The organism is Mesorhizobium sp. P2_B5, from assembly GCF_056404775.1.
The window spans coordinates 31,017-51,144 of sequence record NZ_JBFUDJ010000010.1 but is presented as its reverse complement, the minus strand read 5'-3'; the positions used below and the strand labels follow the sequence as shown (position 1 = coordinate 51,144).

Here is a 20,128-nt window from a genome sequence, read left to right as displayed (position 1 = left end):
CCTCTATGAGGGGTCGCGCCCAGCCTGTGCCTTGGCCGACAAGGCGAAGGCATCAGTCATCCGATTTACCAGTTCGGCTTAGCCAACTAGCCGACCTCACCACCCTCCAAGCTCAAGCGTCTGGGGTGATGTCCGATACAAAAGCGCCGCCACGGTGACGTCAGCCGGTTACAAAAACAGGAGATATCTCCAGCCTTCTGGGAGTGGCGTATCTGCGTCCCCAGAGACTGCGTGAGCGTGTCGTCGGTTGGCTGTTAGCGCCTCGACTGGAACGCTCCACGCCTGGCAAGCGCATAGCGAAATCTCGTGAAGGCAACGTCAAGCTGCGTTTTCCGTTCTGTATCGGCGACCGGCGGAGACTGGGAGAGATGGATACGATGCAGGTGAGGCGTCTGGAAGTTGGCCGGACATGGACGCGGGGCGGCCCGGGTGCAGGCGCTTTGCCGAGCGGCGCGATGACCACGCAGCGCCACCTCGCAGCGATCATGGCTTGCGACGTGGTCGGCTATTCGCGCCTGACAGAGCGCGACGAGCGCGGCACGCTCGAGCGATTGAAAATCTACCGCAAGGACCTCCTCGAACCGCTGGTCTCCGGGCACCATGGTCGGATCGTCAAGCTCACCGGCGATGGCATGCTGTGCGAGTTCGCGAGCGTCGTTAACGCGGTGACCTCGGCGATGGCGATCCAGCAGGCTCTGGCAGAACATGAGGCGGAGACGCCCGAGGAAGAGCGGATTCGCTTCCGCATCGGCGTCAATCTCGGCGACGTGGTCTGCGAGGAGGACGGCGACCTTTACGGCGACGGGGTCAACATCGCCGCCCGACTCGAAAGCATCGCCGATCCCGGCACCGTGATCGTCTCAGGCACGGCCTACGACCACCTTCAGGGCAAGCTCGACTTTGGCTTCACACCGCTCGGCGAACTGCGCCTCAAAAACATCGAGCGGCCTGTGCGCGCCTATCGCGTCGAGACCGACGCCAGCGCCTCGGTGGCTGTGCCGCCTCCCCTGCCCGAGAAACCCTCGATCGCGGTCCTGCCTTTCACCAACATGAGCGGAGACCCCGACCAGGAATACTTTGCCGATGGGCTGGTAGAGGACATCATCACGGGATTGAGCCGGGTGAACTCCTTCTTCGTGATCGCCCGCAACTCGTCCTTCACCTACAAGGGCCGGGCAGTGGACCTGCGCCAGGTTGGGCGCGAGCTGGGCGTCCGCTACGTGCTCGAAGGCAGCATCCGCAGAGCAGGATCGCGGGTGCGCATCAGTGGGCAGCTGGTGGATGCGATCAGCGGACACCATGTCTGGGCCGACCGCTTCGAGGGCGACGTGAGCGACATCTTCGACCTGCAGGACAAGGTGACCGAGAGCGTCGTCGGCGCTGTCGAGCCGAGCATCCGGCTGGAGCAGATCAAGCAGGCGCGCATGAAGCCGACCGACTACATGAGCGCCTACGACCTCTATCTTCGCGCGCTGCCGCGCTTCTACAGCATGACGCGCGAAGGCTTTGCCGACGTGCGCCGGCTCACCAACGAGGCGCTCAGCATCGACCCTGGCTTCAACCTGGCAAAGGGGCTCGGCGCCTATATTCGCAGCGTATCCGTGAGCCAGTGCTGGCATGAGCCCGACGATGGCCGGGTCGCCGTGCGCATGGCGCGCGAGGTACTGGCCGAAGCGCGCGACGACCCCACGAGCCTACGCTTCGCCGCGCAGGTGCTCGCCTACAGCGCGAAGGACTACGAGATGGCGTTGGGCACGATAGAACGATCCTTGCTGCTCAACCCCAATTCGGCGCAGGGCCATACGAGCAGCGGCTGGGTGAACGCACATTCCAGCTGCCCGCTCGTCGCGATCGAGCACTTTCACAGGGCAATGCGGCTGAGCCCGGTCGACCCGGAGAAGGGCATCGCGCTCTCCGGCATCGGGATGAGCTACCTGATGCTCGAGCGCTATGAGGAAGCGCTGGCATGGGGAGCACGCGCGCTGCAGGAGATGCCGAACTACGGCACCTCGCACCGGGTGGTGATCATGGCGCTGGTCAAACTCAACCGGCCGGACGAGGCGCAGGCGGCGGCGCGGCGTCTGATGGAGGCGTTCCCGACCTACACGCTCGCCCTGCAGAGGCAGATCAACCCGTGGCGGGACAAGGTGTTCGCCGAGCGTTACGTCGAGGCGCTGGGCATCTCCGGGGTGCCGGAGTGATCGTCGCGGTTGCAACGATGCCCCCTCCTGCCCGTCACTTGTTCCACTTTTTGTAGGTGCTCGATTTCATGTGTTTCTGGTCCGGCTAAGAGCACTATTTTTCCCGTAGACGCACCTAACGCATATTTCCCGTATGGCCCTGCGAGTACCGTCCTGGCTGCGGCCAGACCGTCAGGCCGTGCGGCTCGGCGCCGACGCGGAATTTGGTGACGGCGCCTGATGTCGTGTCGATCATGTAGGCGGCGCCGTCGAAGCGGCCGGAGAGCCATAGCTGTCTGCCGTCGGCGCTGACATTGCCCATGTCGGGGCTGCCGCCGCCGGGGATCGGCCATTGCGCGACAACCACGCGGGTGGCGAAGTCGATCACGGTCACGCTGCCCGGTCCCTTTGCCTTGCCCTGCTCCATTTTGTGCGAGCCGCGATTCGACACATAGAGCCGCTTGCCGTCGCGGCTGACGACAAAGCCATGGGCGCCGATGCCGGTCGGGATGAAGCCGATCTCCTTGAAACTGTCGCCATCGACCAGGAACACGCCGTCATTCATCATGTCGGCGACATAGAAGACCTTGCCGTCGGGCGAGAGGCGGATGTCCTGAGGCATGCCCATTTTCGAGAAGTCGAGATGGCCAAGCACCTTCTGGTTCTTCAGGTCGATCTTGGTCAGCCCGCCATTGCCGTATTCGCAGGTGAAGATCGCGTAGGCGCCGTCGACCGAGTAATCGGCGTGGTTGATGCCGGCGCAGTTGGGTGTAGGCAGGCTCGACTTCAGCGCCATGGTTTGAGGGTCGCGGAAATCGAGCTGCTCCAGGGCTTCGTCGACGACGATGGCCGAGCTGCCGTCCGGCATGAAATACAAATTGTAGGGATCGTCCACCGCGATCTGCGGGCCGGGCTTGCCGGTCATCGGGTCGATCGGCGTCAGGCTGCCATTCTTGCCGGTGCCATTGTTGGCGACCCAGAGCGTCTTCAGGTCCCAAGAGGGCACGACGTGCTGCGGTTTGCTGCCGACAGAGAAGCTGTCGACTTCCTTGAGGGTCATGGTGTCGATCACCGTGACGCTGTTGGAAGAGCGGTTCGGCACATAGACGCGCGGCAGTGCACCCAGCGTGGCTGGGCTGAGATGGCCGGCGCCGGTGTGGCTGTAGATGTTGACGGGCGGCGCAGGCTCGCTGCAATCCTCAGGACAGCTATCGGCCCAGGCGCGAACGGGCAGCAATGCAAGCAGCAGGAAGGCCGCACGGGTACTGGCGTGACGCAAAAAGGTTCTGATCATCAGGATGGCTTGTCGTGAAGGCCGGCCGAAATTGCCGCCGCGACCCATAGCTTGGGTTTTGTCGTTGATCCAGTGGCTTTTCTCAAGGCTCCCGCAGGGCACACGGCTCAGCGCCGCCCCAGCAAACTCCTCACGCGGTTGCGCAGCAGGCGGGCCATGTTGCGGGTCTCGCGGTAGAGGTGCAGCTGCGAGGCGGCCTGGCGGGCGAGGCGGTCGGCGTCCGGCGTCATCCCGATCACCAGCGAGCCCATCGGCTTGCGCTCGCTCCACAGCCGGCTCATCACCGGATGGTCGGGCACGGCGCAGGAATCGGTCATCATGACGTTGGGGTCGTCGAGATGCTGCTTGGTCACCTCGATCATCAACAGCGTGCCCGGCGAATAGGTCGCTAGCGTCTCGTCATAGGCGGTCTTCCAGGTGTAGGCGACGCCGGCCTCGACGAAGACGACCAGGCAGGCGATGGTGCGGCCGTCCAGCGTCAGCGAATGGATGCGGCACATATCGTGCTCGGCCAGCCGGTGCACGGCTTCGCGGGCGAAGGCGGCGCGGTAGCGGTCGATGGCCATGGCGGTGCGCTCGCGACCCTTCCAGCCGGCCGCTTCCAGCGTCAGGAAACTTTCGATGGCGTGGCGGATCTCGTCGGGACCGCGCGCCACGGTGTGTTCCAGTTTGCCGAGATCGCCCAGGCGCCGCTTCAGGCGGCGGAATTCGCGGTAATGATGCGAACGCAGCGATGCCTTCAGATAGGCCTCGCCGTCGAGCGTACTTTCGAGCACCGGCCGGTCCGCCTTGCCGGTGGTAACCATTGTCAGGCTGCGCGTCTCGGCAACGGTGGCAAGCACGCTGGCCAACGGGCCGTCGAGCCGCATGTCGGGCAGCACGAAGACCTTCGGCAGCTTCAGGTGCGGCCTCGACAGCATGGCGAAAAAATCCTCGACGACGCCGATGGGGTCGTCGTGGTCGACCAGCGGTGTGCCGATCGGGCCGAACGGGCTCGACCAGGTGCGCATCACCGGAACGCCGAGCGGCACGGCCGGCCGTTCGACCGAGAACGGAACCAGCAGGCGCAGGCGGTTGCGGTATTCGTCGCCGTCGCGGATCACCGCCAGCTTGACCTCGCGATCCTCCAGCCGGGGCATGGCCGGCGCCAGGAAGCGCGGGTTGAAGAAGACGTTGGGCTCGATCGTGCGGGTGCACAGATAGTCGAGTTCCTCGACCAGCTCGAAGCCGGCCGAGGCCGGATAGATCGCCAGCTTGCGCTGCGGCCGGTTGTTGGCGAGGATCTCGAGATGGGCCGGGTCGGCGTCGCGCGCCAGGCCGGCGAGGCCCGACACCATGGCGCCGGCCGGACCGCCACTGGTTTCCTCGATCAACGGGGTGGCGGCCATCAGGCGGCTCCCCTGGCTGCGGGCATGAAGATCAGCATGACGATACCAAGCTTGCGCCAGACGGTGAAGGACAGCGCGCTCGCCTCGAAGACCATGGCAAGGCTGGTGGCGATTGCGGCCCCCCACAGGCCGAAGAGCGGGATCAGCACTATGTTGAGGCCGATGTTGAAGGCCAGCGTCATGGCATAGACGGCGGCGCAGATGTTCTGGTTGCCGCTCATCGTCAAAAGGCTTTCGCAGGGGCCGACAGCGGCGCGCGCCACGACGCCGAACACCAGCAGGAACAGCAGCGGATAGCCGGCGGTGAATTCCGGGCCGAACAGCACCAGCATGGGCTCGCCGAGCAGCAGCACCAGCAGCGCCATCAACAGCGAGGGCCAGAAGGTCCACGACACGGTCTCGCGGGCAAAGGCGGCGAGCTTTTCCGGTTCGCCATGGGTGAACTGCGCATAGCGCTGGGCAACACCGGCCTTGACGGAGAAATAGACGAAATGCACCAGCGCCAGCGTCTTGACGGTGGCGAAATAGACGGCGACGTCGTTGGGCTGGAGATAGGCGCCAACCATCAGCACATCGGCGTTGGTGAGCAGGAAGAAGAAGCTTTCGACCAGGAAGATCGGCAGCGAGACGATGAACCACTCGGAAAAATGCACCTTCATCGGCCCGGCCGGGATATTCTTGCCCATGCGCGAGGTAACGCCGATGAGCTGGGCGAGCGTGGTGGCGTAGGTGGCGGCGATCGAGGCGAAGATCGCGGTCCTGGCGTCGGGCGCATAGCCCAGCGCCAGCATCAGCGCCATCAGCGCCAGGATCAGCACCGGCCGCACCAGATAGGTCGGCGACAATGCAAACAGCGCCCAGGAATTGGCCCGCGACTGGCCTTGCAGCAGGTCGCCCATGGCAATCATCGGCAGGCAGAACAGGCCGAGGATGAAGGGGATGACATAGTAGCTCTCGATCCAGTCCGCGCACAGCCAGACGCCCAGTGCGCCAAGCCCGGCGATCGCGGTTGAGGCAATCAGCACGAACAGGCGGCTGGCGACGACAATGCCGCGTAGTTCGGCCAGCATGTTGCGTTCGCGGTATTCGGGGATGAAGCGGATGACCGAGGTGTGGAAGCCGAGGCAGGCAAGGTTGCCGACGATCACCATCGTCACCCAGACGAGGACGAAGATGCCGTATTCGAACGAGCCCATCCAGCGCGCCATCAGCACCTGGCTGATGAAGGCGATGACGGCGCTGACGATGCGGATGGCAAAGGCGATGAGCGACATGCGCCCGGCTTCGCCGCGCTCGTCGGCGGTGAACAGCACCGCATCGATGCGGCCAAGCAACGGCCCCATGCGCAGCGCCAAGCGCTGCGGCAAGAACCGCCCTGCCGTCGTCGCCGCGGAAAAGCGCACCCCGATGTCTCTCCGTTTTCCGCCTCTTTTCAAGGCTTCGGGTGTATCCGAAACACCTTAAGAAAGGGTGGGCAGGTGCGCTTCCCTTCTCCCCGTCACTATACGGGGAGAAGGTGCCGGCAGGCGGATGAGGGGCGGCGCAGGCTTACGAGATTTGTGCCCCGCCTCAACCGGTGAAAGATCAGGGGCAAAGATTCGTGAATGAGATGAGATGCCGAGTGTTCAAGCACTTTCCCGGAAGCGCGAAACCCGCTCTAATGCGCACGCCTTGGGGGAAATATGTCACAACTTCTAATTCAGCAGTATCTCAACGAAATTGACAGACTTAGGAAGTTTTCTGGCTCGGTTACCGAGGGCGTGATCTCGGAAGCGTTCAAGGATTTGCTGAAGGCGTGGTCGCGGCAGAACAACCTGCACTTTATCAGCCAGTATGAATTTCTGTCCCCGCAGAAGAACCGCATCCGTCCCGACGGGACGATCCTGCACGATTTGCGCGTGCCGCTTGGCTATTGGGAGGCCAAGGACACGGCTGATGATCTTGATGACGAAATCCGCAAGAAGCTGGCCAAGGGCTACCCGCAGGACAACATCATTTTCGAGAACTCGGAAACGGCAGTTCTGATCCAGAACCGGCAGGAAATTTTCCGCTGCTTGATGACGGACACCGAAAAACTGCTGAAGCTGGTCTCGCTGTTCTTCAGGTACGAGCGCGAGGAAATCCGCGATTTCCGCAAGGCGGTCGAGCAGTTCAAGCACGACATTCCGGCGGTGCTTGCGGCACTGCGCGAACGCATCGACGCAGCCTATGGCAAAAATCCGGATTTCCGCGCGGCGGCGGACAAATTCCTGCAGCACGCCAAGGACACGATCAATCCGTCAGTCGGCGAAGCCGATGTGCGAGAAATGCTGATTCAGCACATCCTGACCGAGGAAATCTTCGCCCATGTCTTCGACAACAGCGACTTCCATCGCGAGAATAACATCGCCAAAGAGCTTTATGCACTGGAGGCAAAATTCTTCACGGGCCAAGTCAAGCGCGAGACGCTGAAGGGGTTGGAGACCTACTACGCGACGATCCGCGCCAACGCAGCGTTGATTTCAAGCCACCAGGAAAAGCAGCAGTTCCTGAAGCTGATCTACGAGAATTTCTACAAGGTCTACGACAAGAAAAAAGCCGACCGACTGGGTGTGGTCTATACGCCAAACGAGATCGTGAAATTCATGATCGAGGGCGCCGACTGGCTGACACAGAAGCATTTCGGCAGGCAACTTATCGACGAACATGTCGAGATTCTCGATCCTGCGACCGGCACCGGCACCTTCATCTGCGAGTTGCTGGAGCATTTTCGCGGGCAGCCGCGCAAGCTGGCGCACAAATACAAGAACGAGCTGCACGCCAATGAGGTGGCGATCCTGCCCTACTATGTGGCGAACTTGAACATCGAGGCGACCTATGCCGCGATCTCAGGTCAGTTCGCGGAATTTCCCAACCTCTGCTTCGTGGATACGCTGGACAATGTAGCGGGGCTCGGCATCAAGGCGGGCTATCAGCACGATATGTTCGCGGGACTCTCTGAAGAGAACGTCGAGCGCGTGAAGCGGCAGAATAAGCGAAAGATTTCCGTCATCATTGGCAATCCCCCGTACAACGCCAATCAGGCCAACGAGAACGACAACAACAAAAACCGTGAATATCCCCGTATCGACCAACTCATCAAGTCGAGCTACATCCGCCTTTCGACCGCACAGAAGACCAAGGTTTACGACATGTATGCCCGGTTCTTCCGCTGGGCGTCAGACCGTATGGCCGACGACGGTGTGCTGGCGTTCATTACCAATCGTAGCTTCATCGAGAGCCGAACGTTCGACGGTTTTCGAAAGGCGGTGGCGCAAGAGTTCAATGAAATCCATGTGATCGATCTCGGCGGCGATGTGCGCGCCAACCCCAAGCTTTCCGGCACGAAGAACAATGTCTTTGGCATCCAGACCGGTGTGGCGATCTCCTTTTTCGTTAAACGCCACAAACAGAAGGGTTGTAAGATTTTCTACGCGCGGCGGCCGGAGTTCGAAACGGCCGACGATAAGTTAAGCTTTCTAGCAAATACCAAAGCGTCGGCGATTTCTTATCAGCGTGTCGAGCCGGACAAAAACGCAAATTGGGTCAATCTAAACGAGAACGACTGGGATGATATGGTCCCAGTGGCTGGTAAAAATTTCAAACAGAGCGCAAACCTTAAGAATGCCAAGGCCATATTTGGCGACTACTCCATGGGCTTTATTACTGCTCGCGATGGTTGGGTCGTGGGTGACGATCAGAACGAAATCGAAATAAAGGTCAAATACTTGATCAACGCTGCGAATCTAACTGCGAGCAGCGGCGCCATGACCAATTCTGGCGCAGATCGATCATCGACCATCAAATGGTCTCGTTCACTTCTCAGATTAATCGCCTCCGGCAACAAATTGAAATATGAGCCCGCCTCATACAAGGAGGTTTTGTATCGACCTTTCACTAAGAAGCTTGTCTATTTTGGAAGTTCTCTTGTCGAAATGCCAAACAAGATGCCAACCTTTTTCCAACAGGGGCACAATCATTCGATATTCTTCAATGACCCTGGAGCAAGGGCGCCGTTTAGTCCGCTAGCGACTAACGTTCCTGCAGAGTTTCATCTTGCTGCGAGTTCGGACGGATTCCAATGCCTCCCCCGCTACCGGCATACGTCATCCGGCGAGCGCGTCGACAACATCACCGACTGGGCGCTAAAAGAATTCCAGAAGATATACGGGAAGGTCCGACAAGGCACGCCAATCTTCCCTATGGCAAAAGTCGAGGGTGATGGAATTCCGAGAGAGACACCCTCATCTGCCCAGTTGGATTTGGCCCCCTCAAAGGGGAAGACCGGTAGCTCACGGAAGGCAGTTTCGGCTCTGACCAAGGACGATATCTTTCACTACGTCTACGGTGTGTTGCATGACCCCGTGTACCGTGAGAAATATGTGCTCAACTTGAAGCGCGAATTTCCACGGATTCCATTCTATCCCGATTTCTGGTGCTGGGCGACGTGGGGCAAGCGACTTATCGAGTTGCATATCCGCTACGAGACTATTGAGCCTTGGCCGCTAGAACGGCTGGACACGCCAGATGAGAAGGTGCGCGCCGCGGGCGTTGCGTCTAAGGCGCTGCTCAAGGCAGACCCTGATAGCGGCATCATACGGCTCGACACTGAGACGCAGCTTTCCGGTATTCCGAAGAAGGCGTGGGACTACCGGCTCGGTAACCGTTCGGGCCTAGATTGGATTCTGGACCAGTATAAGGAAAAGCCCCCAAAAGACCTGACGATCCGCGAAAAATTCAACACCTACCGTTTCGCTGACTACAAGGAGAAGGTAATCGACCTTCTGATGCGGGTAACGCGCGTAAGCGTCGAGACGGTGGCAATCATCGAAGCGATGAAGGAGGCTAAACGGTGAGAGCAGTCGTTCCGCCCTTTGCCGAGTTTTTTGTACCGGTCTTGCGGGCATTGGATGCGCTTGGCGGCTCGGCTTCGATAGAAGAAATCGACGACAAGACGGCGGTGCTGATGAACATTTCCGATGCGGCGCGGGCGGTGCTGGTCGGCGATGGGCCAAGGTCGAAATTCGACTATCGCTGTGCCTGGGCGCGGAGCTGGTTGAAGAATGCAGGCCTGACAAACAATAGCGAGCGCGGCGTGTGGACCCTCACGGCGGAGGGCCGTGCATCGCTGTCCCTTGACCCGGAAGAGATCGTACGGCATGTGCGGCGGGCAGACGCCGAACTACGCAAAGCGAAGGTCGTCGTTGCCCCTGAGCGCGCGGAGGTTGAAGCGGAAGCAGCTGATATCGCCTTGAAGGATTGGCGCGAGCAGTTGCTCGACATCCTCCTGGCGCTTGACCCGGCGGCCTTCGAGCGACTGTGCCAGCGGCTCCTCCGAGAGGCAGGCTTCATCAAGGTCGAGGTAACCGGGAGGAGCGGCGACGGCGGCATCGACGGCACCGGCGTGTTGCGTGTCAACCTGCTTTCATTCCACGTGCTGTTCCAATGCAAGCGTTGGAAAGGGTCAGTCGGGGCAGGCGTCGTGCGTGACTTTCGCGGCGCGATGGTTGGCAGAGCCGACAAAGGCCTTGTTATCACCACAGGAACATTTACCGCAGATGCTCGCCGCGAGGCTGTGCGTGATGGGGCTCCAGCCATCGACCTGATCGACGGCGATGGACTGTGCGAGCTGCTCAAGGAGCAAAAGATCGGCGTTCAGGTGAAGATGGTCGAGGAAGTGACCGTCGACGAAGGCGCCTTCGCAGGATTTTAGCGGGGACGCTGTCCCGCCGATAGCGTCGGATCGCCAAAAATAAAAACCCGCCTCTGCGGCGGGTCGTTGGCGCAAATCAGCACCATATCCAGAATCATAGCATAGTTGCCGCCACCAGGCTACCGACACCGGCATCGAAAACGCAGGGCTCTGAACTCGGCATGAAAATCAAGGGCCTGGAGCACGCCGCGTGGATCTCTCGAAGAGCTGTTAGGGTGCATCGTTCGTCATTCGGGCTGGCAGAACGAAAAGGCGAGCGAACGCCGGGGAAGCTTGGGGAGCCGGGTCGGCGTTGCGCTCGCCCCTCCCCCGCCAAGGGGGAAGGCCAGGCACCGGGGTGTGTCCGGTGCCCGAGGTGCCACATGGGGAGGGTTACATTCCCTTCATTGCGTCGCACGACACGTTCGGGTTCATGTCGGCGAAGGCGCCCGTCGGGTTCTGCTTCCAGGCCCAGACATGCAGTTCGTAGAACGGCCCAAGGCCGTAGCGGTTGGGGGCGCTGTTGAAGTTGAACAGCTGGCCTTCGAGCGATGCCGGGCCCTTCGAGGTGATGTATTCGACCGCTATAAGCTTCAGGCTGCCGTCGGCCATCGGCTCGTACATCACCGCCTCGGGCTTGGCGAGATCGACGGCATCGTCCTTGAGATAGGCGCCGTTGACATAGTGGATGCCCATGGCGCCGCCGGTGATGCCGCTGGCGCAAGGGATCGGGGCGTAGCCTTCGGCGGTGGCGGCTGCCACATTTTCGAAGCGGCTGTTGGCGGCGCGCACCTTTTCGGCCAGCGGATTGGCGTCATGTGCCTGGGCGGCGGCGCCGGCCGCGATCGAGATGGCGGCCAGGGCCGCAAAGCGTGTCGTCCAAATAGTTGTGGTCATGGTCTTCTGTCCGTTTGTTGACGCTCGAGGCGATGGCGGCCGATCAGGCCTGCCGAAACGCCAGGGGCGTTGGTTCAAGGATTTGGGGGGAACGAGCTTGTCCGTCCCGGTTCATGTGATGGTTATGCAGCTCCGGTAGCCGAGCTTCCGGCCGCCGCTAAAACCCGTGCAAAATCAACGATCCCAAAAGTAATATTGCCAATACTCCTGCGGAACTTCCCGTTCCGAGAGCCCGATGTCGCTCCTCAGATAGTCGCCTTCCGGGGGCAGGCGCCGCCTTTCAGACAGATACGCAGGCAGCTTCGTCGCGAACCGCCATAGACGGCCGAGCAGGGAGGTTGGCCGGCTGGTCTTTCCCAAGACAGGCTCGGTTCCACCGACCGGCAAGCCATCAGGCAATTCGCCAACGCCGCGAAGGGCAGTTTGATGCTCATCATTGTAGCGACCGAGCGCGCGATCAGAGGTAAAAGTAAGGGTCAAGAACCCGCACCTCCGTGATCTTGTCGACCGGCAGCGAGTTTTTCTGGGCGGTGCTGCGGATCGCTTCGGGTGAGGGCGCGTCGTAAATGCAGAAGCTGCGCTTCTTGTCGGGCGTGACGAAGGACTGGATCCAGGTGACGCCCTTTTCGGCATTGCGCATGACGACGCCGCCCACCGCGCTGACGCCGATGTCGGTCATCGGTATGTTGAGGCCGTCCGGAAATGTGCGTTCAATCAGATAGCGAGGCATGGAAGGCTTCCTTTTCCATTGATTCACGCTCGATCGGAGCGCTGCTGGACGTTGACCACGCCGGTCCGTCCCGCGCATCGGAACGATTCCCCATATTTGGCGGGACGATTCCCTATGTTGGCGTCGTTCTTTGTGGAAAGAGGCACGGCAATGTGTGCAAAGTCACATTGCGGCGCGCTCTTCACGGGCTATCGTGGGCGGCCCGCCATGGTGGGAAAACTCCGATCATACGAGACGATGATGATGCTTCTGGAACGGCAGATGCAGCTGCAGCAGCTGGAGACCTTGCTTGGCGATGCAATAGGTGGCCATGGGCGCGTCGCGGTGCTGGCGGGGGAGGCAGGCGCCGGCAAGACGGCGCTTGTCGAGGCGTTCGTGGCCCGTGTCGGGCAGAGCGCGGCGACGTTGCGCAGCGCTTGCGAGGACCTGTCGATCCCCGATCCGCTGGGGCCGCTCTACGATCTGGCCCGTGAGGCGCAATGGGCGCTGCCGCGCGCGATCGACGCCCGGCATGGGCAGAGATTGCCGCTGTTTTCCGATGCGCTCGACGCATTTGCGGCGAAGGGACCGAGCCTGCTTGTGATCGAAGACCTGCACTGGGCCGACGATGCGACGCTCGACTTCGTGCGCTTCCTTGGCCGGCGTATCGCCAACACCCACATCCTGCTGTTGCTCACGGCGCGCACCGACCGCAGCGAAGGACAGATACGCGTGCGGCGCGCGCTGGGCGAAATCCCGGCAGGCAGCGTGGCGCGCATCGACGTGCCGCTGCTCAGCGAGGCGGCCGTGCTGTCGCTTGCCGATGCGGCCGGCCGTGATGGCGACGCCATCTACCGGGCGACCGCCGGCAATGCCTTCTTCGTCACCGAATTGCTGTCAGCCGAAAATGAAACGGCGCTGCCGGCAAGCGTGCGCGACGCCGTGCTGGCGCGGGCCGAGCGATTGTCGCCCGGGGCCAGGGCAATGCTCGACGCGGTATCGGTGTTTCCGCGGCGGGCCGACGCCTGGGCTTTGCAGGGCCTGTGTGGCGTCGCCAGCGCCGGCCAGCTGGCCGAGTGTGTCGCCAATGGCCTGCTCGACGATCTGGGCGATGGCTACGCCTTTCGTCACGACATTGCGCGGCGGGCCATCGAAATGATGCTGACGACATCACACAGGCGGCAGTTCAACCAGCGTGCACTGGCTGCGCTGCTCGAGAATGGCGACGTCTCCACCGGCCGCCTGGTGCATCATGCGGTCGAGGCCCACAATCTGGCGGCGGTGCGCGAACTTGCGCCGATCGCCGCGCGCGAGGCGTCGCGCGTCGGCGCCCATCGCGATGCCGCCGGCTACTACGAGATCGCCTTGCAGCAGGCCGACAGCCTGCCGGCCACGGAATGTGCGGAACTCTACGAAAGACATGCCTTCGAATGCCACCTCATCGGCAAGATCGCCGACGCGCTCGCGTCGCAGGGACAGGCACGACGGCTGCATCAGGCCAACGGCAACAGGCTGAAGGAAGGCGATAGCCTGAGATGGCTTTCCCGACTGAGCGAAATGGGCGACGACCGCGAGGCGGCGGCCGCTTTCGGGGCCGAGGCAGTGGCGATGCTGGAAGCTGCTCCCGCCGGTCCGGAACTCGCCATGGCCTATTCGAACCTTTCCCATCTGGCGATGCTGTCGGAAAGGGTGGAGGACACGCTGTTCTATGGCGAGAAGGCGGCGGCGCTGGCCGGGCGCATGAACCGGCCCGACATCGCCTCGCATGCCCTCAACAATGTCGGCTGCGTCGAGCAGTGGCTGGATCCGGCTGCCGGGCGCCAGCGCCTCGACCAAAGCCTTGAAATCGCGCTGCAGGGCAATTTCCAGGAACATGCCGCGCGCGCCTTCACCAACCGCGCCTGTTTCGAGATCACCCAGATGAGCTACGACGCGGCGCGGCCGGTGCTTGAGAGCGGCATCCACTATTGCACCGAAAACGACCTCGGCACATGGCGCGACTATCTCAGGGGCATGCTGGCCGATGTACAGCTGCGCCAGGGCCAATGGGACGAGGCCGCCACAACGGCGATCGACGTCATCGACAATGAGCGGACAACGACCGTGGGCCGGTTTCCGGCGCTGCTGGCGTTGGCGAAACTGCGCCTGAGGCGCGGCGATCCGTCGGCCGAGCCCTTGTTTGCCGAAATGGCGCGGTTCGTCGGAAGTGGTGCGGACCTGCAGATGCTGAGTTCATACGCAGCGCTGATGGCGGAGCAGGCATGGCTGGGGCTGACCGACAAAGAGGAGGCGCTGGCGCTGATCGCGCGCGCCGAAACGCCGATGCGCTCGCGCGCCCATGTCGGCGAGCTGGCGCTGTGGCGAACATTGCTCGCTCCGGACATGCCGGCCGGCGATACTGCCGATATGGCCAAGCCATACCGACTGCTTTTGACCGGCGACTGGCGTTCGGCTTCGGCATTGTGGGCCGAATTGAATGCGCCGTACGAACGCGCTCTGGCGCTCATCCTTGGCGATGAAGAGGGGCAGCGGCTGGCACTGGATATCTTTGACGGCCTGGGGGCAAGGCCGGCTGCCCAGCGCCTGCGCGATATCATGCGCAAGAACGGCATTGGCGGCATCGCCCGCGGCCCGCGCCGGTCGACACGCGCCAACGTGGCCGGCCTCACCTTGCGCCAGATGCAGGTGCTGCAGCTGATCGAACGCGGCTTATCCAACAAGCGGATCGCCGAGCAGTTGACGATTTCGCCGAAGACGGTCGATCACCACGTCTCGGCGGTGCTGGGCAAGCTGGATGCGGTGTCGCGCGGCGAAGCGACCGCCGCGGCGCGCGATTCCGGGTTGTTGTGAGGGTTGTTTAGCGAGCCAGATTAGCGAATGGCAGCGCTGCCCCTCATCCGGCCCTGCGGGCGAGCCCTTCGCTATCGCTCCGGGCGTTCGTTGTTCGAAAGCCAAGCAATTGGCTTTTCGTCCGCTGCGCGGATCACGCCTCACCCCCGTGAACGGGGAGAAGGGAAGGGGGGTGTCAGGCGAACGCGCCGTGGCAGTGCTTGTATTTCTTGCCGGAGCCGCAGGGGCAGGCTTCGTTGCGGCCGACCTTGCCCCAGGTCGCCTGGTTGTTCGGATCACGATCCTCGGGAGCGACGATGGCGTTGCTCTCCTGGCGGACCAGAAGTGCGGTCTCGCCGCCTTGGAAGTCGTCCTCGCCAGTGGTGCCGTCAATGTGGCTGCCGAACATGTCGGGCGCTTCGGGCGGCGGCGCTTCGGCGGCCTGGCGAACCAGTTCGACGCGCATCAATTGCGCGGTGACAGCCTGGCGCAGATTGCCTAGCAGTGCCTGGAACAGCTCAAACGCCTCGCCCTTGTATTCCTGCAGCGGATCGCGCTGGGCGTAGCCGCGGAAGCCGACGACCGAACGCAGATGGTCGAGATTGACGATGTGCTCGCGCCACAGATGGTCGAGCGTCTGCAGCACCACCGAACGTTCGACATAGCTCATCACGTCGGGGCCGAAGCGCTCGGCGCGCTCCTTGGCGGCGGCGTCGGCGGCCTCGGTCAGGCGCTCGCGGATGTCGTCCTCGGCAATGCCTTCTTCCTTGACCCAGTCCTCGACCGGCAGATCGAGATTGAGGAATTCGGCGACTTCGGCCTTGAGGCCGGCGACGTTCCACTGCTCGGCATATGCGTTTTCGGGGATGTTCTTGGTGACGATCTCCTCGATGACGCCTTCGCGCATCTCGGCAATGGTCTCGGACAGGCCTTCGCCGTCCATCAATTCGATGCGCTGCTCGAACACGACCTTGCGCTGGTCGTTCGAGACGTCGTCATATTTCAGCAGATTCTTGCGGATGTCGAAGTTGCGCGCCTCGACCTTCTTCTGCGCCTTTTCGAGCGCCTTGTTGATCCACGGATGGATGATGGCCTCATCTTCCTTGAGGCCGAGCTTCTGCAGCATGCCGTCCATGCGCTCGGAACCGAAGATGCGCATCAGATCGTCCTGCAGCGACAGGAAGAATTTCGAACGGCCGGGGTCGCCCTGGCGGCCGGAACGGCCACGGAGCTGGTTGTCGATGCGGCGCGATTCATGGCGCTCGGTGGCCAGCACGTAGAGGCCGCCGGCGGCCAACGCCTTGTCCTTCAGGCGCTCGACATCGGCAATGATTTCCTTTTCGCGCGCCTCGCGCTCGGGGCCCGCAGGCATGTCGCCCAGTTCGTCCTCGATGCGCATCTCGGCGTTGCCGCCGAGCTTGATGTCGGTGCCGCGTCCCGCCATGTTGGTGGCGATGGTGATGGCACCGGGCTTGCCGGCCTGGGCGACGATGGCCGCCTCGCGCTCGTGATGGCGGGCGTTGAGCACCTCGAAATCCTTGAACCCTTCCTTGCGCAGGCGCTCGGCCAGCTGCTCGGATTTTTCAATGGAGGTGGTGCCGACCAGCGTCGGCTGGCCCTTGGCGCGCGCTTCCTTGATCTCCTTGACGATCGCCTTGTACTTCTCCTCGACCGTCCGGTAGACCTCGTCGTCCTCATCAATGCGGATAACCGGCAGATTGGTCGGGATTTCGGTGACTTCGAGGCCGTAGATGTTGCCGAACTCCTCGGCCTCGGTCAGCGCCGTGCCGGTCATGCCGGACAGCTTCTTGTAGAGGCGGAAATAATTCTGGAAGGTGACGGAGGCCAGCGTCTGGTTCTCCGGCTGGATCGCCACATGCTCCTTGGCTTCGAGCGCCTGGTGCAGGCCTTCCGAATAGCGGCGGCCCGGCATCATGCGGCCGGTGAATTCGTCGATGATGACGATCTCGTCGTTGCGGACGATGTAGTCCTTGTCCTTCTGGAACAGCCGGTGCGCCTTCAGCGCGTTGTTGACGTGGTGAACGATGGCGACGTTCTCGACGTCATAGAGCGACTCGCCCTTCAGCAGGCCGGCCGCGCGCAGCAGGTTTTCCAGCTTCTCGGTGCCTTCCTCGGTAAAGATCGAGGTCTTCTGCTTCTCGTCGATCTCGTAGTCGGCCGGGCCGAGCTGCAGCATGAAGGCGTCGATGGTGTTGTACATTTCCGAACGGTCCTCGAGCGGACCGGAAATGATCAGCGGCGTGCGCGCCTCATCGACCAGGATGGAATCGACTTCGTCGACGATCGCGTAATTGTGGCCGCGCTGCACCATCTGGGCGCGCTCATATTTCATGTTGTCGCGCAGATAGTCGAAACCGAGCTCGTTGTTGGTGGCGTAGGTAACATCGGCGGCGTAGGCGACACGGCGCTCCTCATCGGAGAGACCATGGACGATGACGCCGACCGAAAGGCCGAGGAATTTGTAGACGCGGCCCATCCATTCGGAGTCGCGCGTGGCGAGGTAGTCGTTGACGGTGACGACGTGGACGCCCTTGCCGGCCAGCGCGTTGAGATAGACGGGGAGTGTGGCGACCAGCGTCTTGCCCTCGCCGGTGCGCATTTCGGCGATGCCGCCATTGTGCAGCACCATGCCGCCGATCAGCTGCACATCGAAGGGGCGCATGCCGAGCACGCGGCGCGCCGCCTCGCGGGCGGTGGCGAAGGCCGGTATCAGCAGGTCATCGAGGGTGGCGCCGTTGGCGATATCCTGGCGGAATTTTTCCGTGCGCGCCTGAAGTTCAGCGTCAGACAACGCCCGCATCTCGTTTTCCATGGCGTTGATCGCCTCGACACGCGGCCGGGTCGCCTTGACGCGGCGATCATTTGAGGAGCCGAAAACCTTACGGGCGAGACCGCCGAGACTGACCATCCAATGGTCCTTTCGATAGAATTCTCAATCTTGAGATGAGCGCCGGCCGGCCCCATCAATTCCGCGTGAAACGCAGACAAACGCAAAAAGCGCCCGGAAAACGGTTCTGGACGCAAAGTCGTTGGACAGATAAGAGGGGGCTCAACTGATGTCAACGCCGCGTTAGCCCTATGGGCAGCGCCAAATTCCGCCACAATCCGGCTGATCTGCAAGCCCGACCAATCCCCCTTGGAGTTAATCTTGATGTCCTTACTGTTTCGCCGTGCGTCGCTCGCCAGCCTTGGCCTGGTCTTCGGCCTGTCGGCTCTTTCGCTGTCGCCTGTCATGGCCCAGGAAGCCGCTCCCGCACCGGCCGATGCTGCAGCGCCCGCCGCCGCACCCGTCGATCCCAACGCGGTCGTCGCCACCGTCAATGGCGAGAAGCTGACCGAGGCGGACCTTGGGCTTGCCGAGGGTGAGCTGTCGCAGCAGTTCGCGCAGTTGCCGCCCGAGCAGCGCCGCGCCGCCGCCCTTTCCGCGGCCATCGAGATCCGCGTCATGGCCGCCCAGGCAGTCACCACCGGGCTCGACAAGGATCCGGAATTCCAGCGCCGCATGGCGTTCCTGCAGCAGCGCGCGCTGCATGGCGAGATGGTCGAAAAGGGCGTCGTCGACAAGGTTACCGACGCCGAGGTGCGTGCCCGCTACGACCAGGAAATCGCCAGCACGCCGCCGGTCAATGAGGTTCATGCCCGTCACATCCTCGTGAAGACGAAGGAAGAAGCCGAGGCGATCATCAAGCAGCTCGACGGCGGCGCCGATTTCCAGAAGCTCGCCAACGAGCACACCAGCGATCCCTCGGGCAAGACCAATGGCGGCGATCTCGGCTGGTTCGGCCCGGGCCAGATGGTGCCGGAATTCGACAAGGCGGCATTCGCGCTCGACGTCGGCAAATACACCAAGGAGCCGGTGCAGTCGCAGTTCGGCTGGCACGTCATCAAGCTCGAGGACAAGCGCACCAAACAGCCGCCGGCGTTTGACGACGTCAAGGACCAGGCCAAGCAGGCGGTCATCCGCGACAAGTATTTCGCGCTGGTCAAGCAGCTGCGCGGCGCCGCCAAGGTCGAAATCCCCGACGCCAATTTGAAGAAGGCCGTCGACACGATGGAAGCCGGCAAGTAAGGCGGCGCCTCGAAAAGCACGCAAAAGGGCGCCGTTTGGCGCCCTTTTCGTTTCGAGCCTTGGCTGGTGGAAAGTCAGCGATAGTGGGTGGACGCCTTGAACGCCGCCGGATCGCCGCCGGCAAGGGCGCCGCTGAATTCGGGGATGCGCAGCAGAAGCATCATCGCCCAGAACAGCGGCCAGTCCGTCCAGCGGCAAAACGCCGTGCCGACGGCCTGCGCCGTCTGGCGGTTTTCCTTGAAGGATGTTTTCACCGCCCGCCAGGCGAGGCCCAGCCTCGAACGTCGGCCCCTCGTCAGCAAATCCATGCGCGCGTATTGGTAGCCCTTGTTGCGCCTGACATCCCAGATGAAGCCCAGGCCCTCATAGGCGTGGATCGAGACCGCCTCGATGGCCACCTCCATGGCCACGCCATCCCTGAGCATCGCGTGCTGCCGCCGATGCGAGGAGACGAAAGGTCCGTGGTCGGCTTCGAAGCGATAGCGTTCGAGAACCGGCCGTCGGTACAGAGCGCCATTGTTGCTGACATGGATGATCTGGCCGTTGCGGTTGCGGCGCTCAATGAAGCCGCGGTCGAGCAGCGACATCACCCGCATCATCATGGTGTCCTTGCCGTAAGTGGTGCGGCCGGAAATCGCATCGATCTTCGGATTCTTCACGACGGCTTCGTAGAGGATTGCGAGCCATCCGGACCGTGTCAGGCAATCGGCCTCGACCACACCAACGAGGTCATGGTGGCAACGGGAGAGGGCGGCGTCCTTCAGTTGCGAGGACTCATCGCTGTCATGAGTGGCGACGATAACCGACGGGCAGGAAAAGGCCGGCTTTCCGGACAGTTCCGCTTCGGTCGCCGATGCGTGGCCATGCGGCAGCATGATGATGATTTCGGCTGGCACGCCACGTGGGTCCTGCGCGTAGGCACGCACCGCCCGGCGCAGTTCGTCGTCGCCATCCGGCGTCAGGTAGTCGGAAACGATGATCAGGCTGACGGGCAGCACAGGCGATGTAATTTCGGTCAAGTCGCCCCCCGG

At 62.3% G+C, this 20,128-nt stretch carries 13 protein-coding genes; 5 read left to right on the top strand and 8 right to left on the bottom strand.

The window, feature by feature from the left end; all coding sequences use genetic code 11:
* Positions 1-368: 368 nt before the first annotated feature.
* Positions 369-2,201: an adenylate/guanylate cyclase domain-containing protein gene (locus tag AC1D1N_RS25400; protein WP_477351733.1), complete on the top strand. Its 1,833-nt coding sequence runs from the start codon at positions 369-371 to the stop codon at positions 2,199-2,201.
* A gap of 115 nt (positions 2,202-2,316) precedes the next feature.
* Here the strand turns inward: AC1D1N_RS25400 and AC1D1N_RS25395 are convergent, their stop codons facing one another.
* The 3 genes from AC1D1N_RS25395 to AC1D1N_RS25385 form a co-directional block, all read right to left on the bottom strand.
* Positions 2,317-3,474 carry a YncE family protein gene (locus AC1D1N_RS25395; protein ID WP_477351731.1) on the bottom strand — a complete coding sequence of 386 codons (1,158 nt, stop codon included), beginning with the start codon at positions 3,472-3,474 and terminating at the stop codon, positions 2,317-2,319.
* Positions 3,475-3,581: 107 nt separating this feature from the next.
* A complete protein-coding gene (locus AC1D1N_RS25390; protein WP_477351729.1) occupies positions 3,582-4,862 on the bottom strand; it encodes a GNAT family N-acetyltransferase in 1,281 nt (426 codons plus the stop codon).
* A complete protein-coding gene (locus AC1D1N_RS25385; RefSeq protein ID WP_352585480.1) occupies positions 4,862-6,265 on the bottom strand; it encodes a lipopolysaccharide biosynthesis protein in 1,404 nt (467 codons plus the stop codon). The genes AC1D1N_RS25390 and AC1D1N_RS25385 overlap by 1 nt, the downstream gene beginning before the upstream one ends.
* Positions 6,266-6,544: 279 nt before the next feature.
* Between AC1D1N_RS25385 and AC1D1N_RS25380 the strand changes: the two genes are divergently transcribed.
* Both AC1D1N_RS25380 and AC1D1N_RS25375 read left to right on the top strand, forming a co-directional pair.
* The gene (locus tag AC1D1N_RS25380; RefSeq protein WP_477351727.1) at positions 6,545-9,736 is read left to right on the top strand and encodes a type ISP restriction/modification enzyme; all 3,192 of its coding nucleotides are present in this window, start codon (positions 6,545-6,547) and stop codon (positions 9,734-9,736) included.
* The gene (locus AC1D1N_RS25375) at positions 9,733-10,593 is read left to right on the top strand and encodes a restriction endonuclease (RefSeq protein ID WP_477351725.1); all 861 of its coding nucleotides are present in this window, start codon (positions 9,733-9,735) and stop codon (positions 10,591-10,593) included. Before AC1D1N_RS25380 ends, AC1D1N_RS25375 begins: the two co-directional genes overlap by 4 nt.
* Positions 10,594-10,965: 372 nt before the next feature.
* Here AC1D1N_RS25375 and AC1D1N_RS25370 read toward each other — a convergent pair whose 3' ends face one another.
* From AC1D1N_RS25370 to AC1D1N_RS25360, 3 genes are all read right to left on the bottom strand, one after another.
* Complete coding sequence (locus tag AC1D1N_RS25370; protein ID WP_477351723.1) at positions 10,966-11,469, bottom strand: hypothetical protein; 504 nt, start codon at positions 11,467-11,469, stop codon at positions 10,966-10,968.
* A 174-nt stretch (positions 11,470-11,643) separates the two neighbouring features.
* Positions 11,644-11,949 carry a hypothetical protein gene (locus AC1D1N_RS25365; RefSeq protein WP_477351721.1) on the bottom strand — a complete coding sequence of 102 codons (306 nt, stop codon included), beginning with the start codon at positions 11,947-11,949 and terminating at the stop codon, positions 11,644-11,646.
* Entirely contained in the window at positions 11,927-12,199 is a 273-nt protein-coding gene (locus AC1D1N_RS25360; RefSeq protein WP_477351719.1) for a DUF4242 domain-containing protein, read from the bottom strand. Before AC1D1N_RS25360 ends, AC1D1N_RS25365 begins: the two co-directional genes overlap by 23 nt.
* A gap of 207 nt (positions 12,200-12,406) precedes the next feature.
* On the opposite strand from AC1D1N_RS25360, the gene AC1D1N_RS25355 reads away from it, so the two are divergent.
* Positions 12,407-15,028 carry an ATP-binding protein gene (locus tag AC1D1N_RS25355; protein WP_477351718.1) on the top strand — a complete coding sequence of 874 codons (2,622 nt, stop codon included), beginning with the start codon at positions 12,407-12,409 and terminating at the stop codon, positions 15,026-15,028.
* Between the two features lie 175 nt (positions 15,029-15,203).
* On the opposite strand, the gene secA is transcribed toward AC1D1N_RS25355, so the two are convergent.
* Positions 15,204-17,936: a preprotein translocase subunit SecA gene (secA, locus tag AC1D1N_RS25350; RefSeq protein ID WP_477343534.1), complete on the bottom strand. Its 2,733-nt coding sequence runs from the start codon at positions 17,934-17,936 to the stop codon at positions 15,204-15,206.
* A 243-nt stretch (positions 17,937-18,179) separates the two neighbouring features.
* On the opposite strand from secA, the gene AC1D1N_RS25345 reads away from it, so the two are divergent.
* Complete coding sequence (locus tag AC1D1N_RS25345) at positions 18,180-19,097, top strand: peptidylprolyl isomerase (protein WP_112562277.1); 918 nt, start codon at positions 18,180-18,182, stop codon at positions 19,095-19,097.
* Positions 19,098-19,171: 74 nt separating this feature from the next.
* Here AC1D1N_RS25345 and AC1D1N_RS25340 read toward each other — a convergent pair whose 3' ends face one another.
* Positions 19,172-20,116, bottom strand: coding sequence for a glycosyltransferase (locus tag AC1D1N_RS25340; RefSeq protein WP_477351716.1), 945 nt, complete (start codon positions 20,114-20,116; stop codon positions 19,172-19,174).
* Positions 20,117-20,128 lie beyond the last annotated feature (12 nt).

Coding starts and splice junctions, on each gene's coding strand:
- AC1D1N_RS25390 (WP_477351729.1), bottom strand. CDS start 4,862: ATGGCCGCCACCCCGTTGATCGAGGAAACCAGTGGCGGTCCGGCCGGC.
- AC1D1N_RS25395 (WP_477351731.1), bottom strand. CDS start 3,474: ATGATCAGAACCTTTTTGCGTCACGCCAGTACCCGTGCGGCCTTCCTG.
- AC1D1N_RS25355 (WP_477351718.1), top strand. CDS start 12,407: ATGGTGGGAAAACTCCGATCATACGAGACGATGATGATGCTTCTGGAA.
- AC1D1N_RS25370 (WP_477351723.1), bottom strand. CDS start 11,469: ATGACCACAACTATTTGGACGACACGCTTTGCGGCCCTGGCCGCCATC.
- AC1D1N_RS25400 (WP_477351733.1), top strand. CDS start 369: ATGGATACGATGCAGGTGAGGCGTCTGGAAGTTGGCCGGACATGGACG.
- AC1D1N_RS25380 (WP_477351727.1), top strand. CDS start 6,545: ATGTCACAACTTCTAATTCAGCAGTATCTCAACGAAATTGACAGACTT.
- AC1D1N_RS25360 (WP_477351719.1), bottom strand. CDS start 12,199: ATGCCTCGCTATCTGATTGAACGCACATTTCCGGACGGCCTCAACATA.
- secA (WP_477343534.1), bottom strand. CDS start 17,936: ATGGTCAGTCTCGGCGGTCTCGCCCGTAAGGTTTTCGGCTCCTCAAAT.
- AC1D1N_RS25345 (WP_112562277.1), top strand. CDS start 18,180: ATGTCCTTACTGTTTCGCCGTGCGTCGCTCGCCAGCCTTGGCCTGGTC.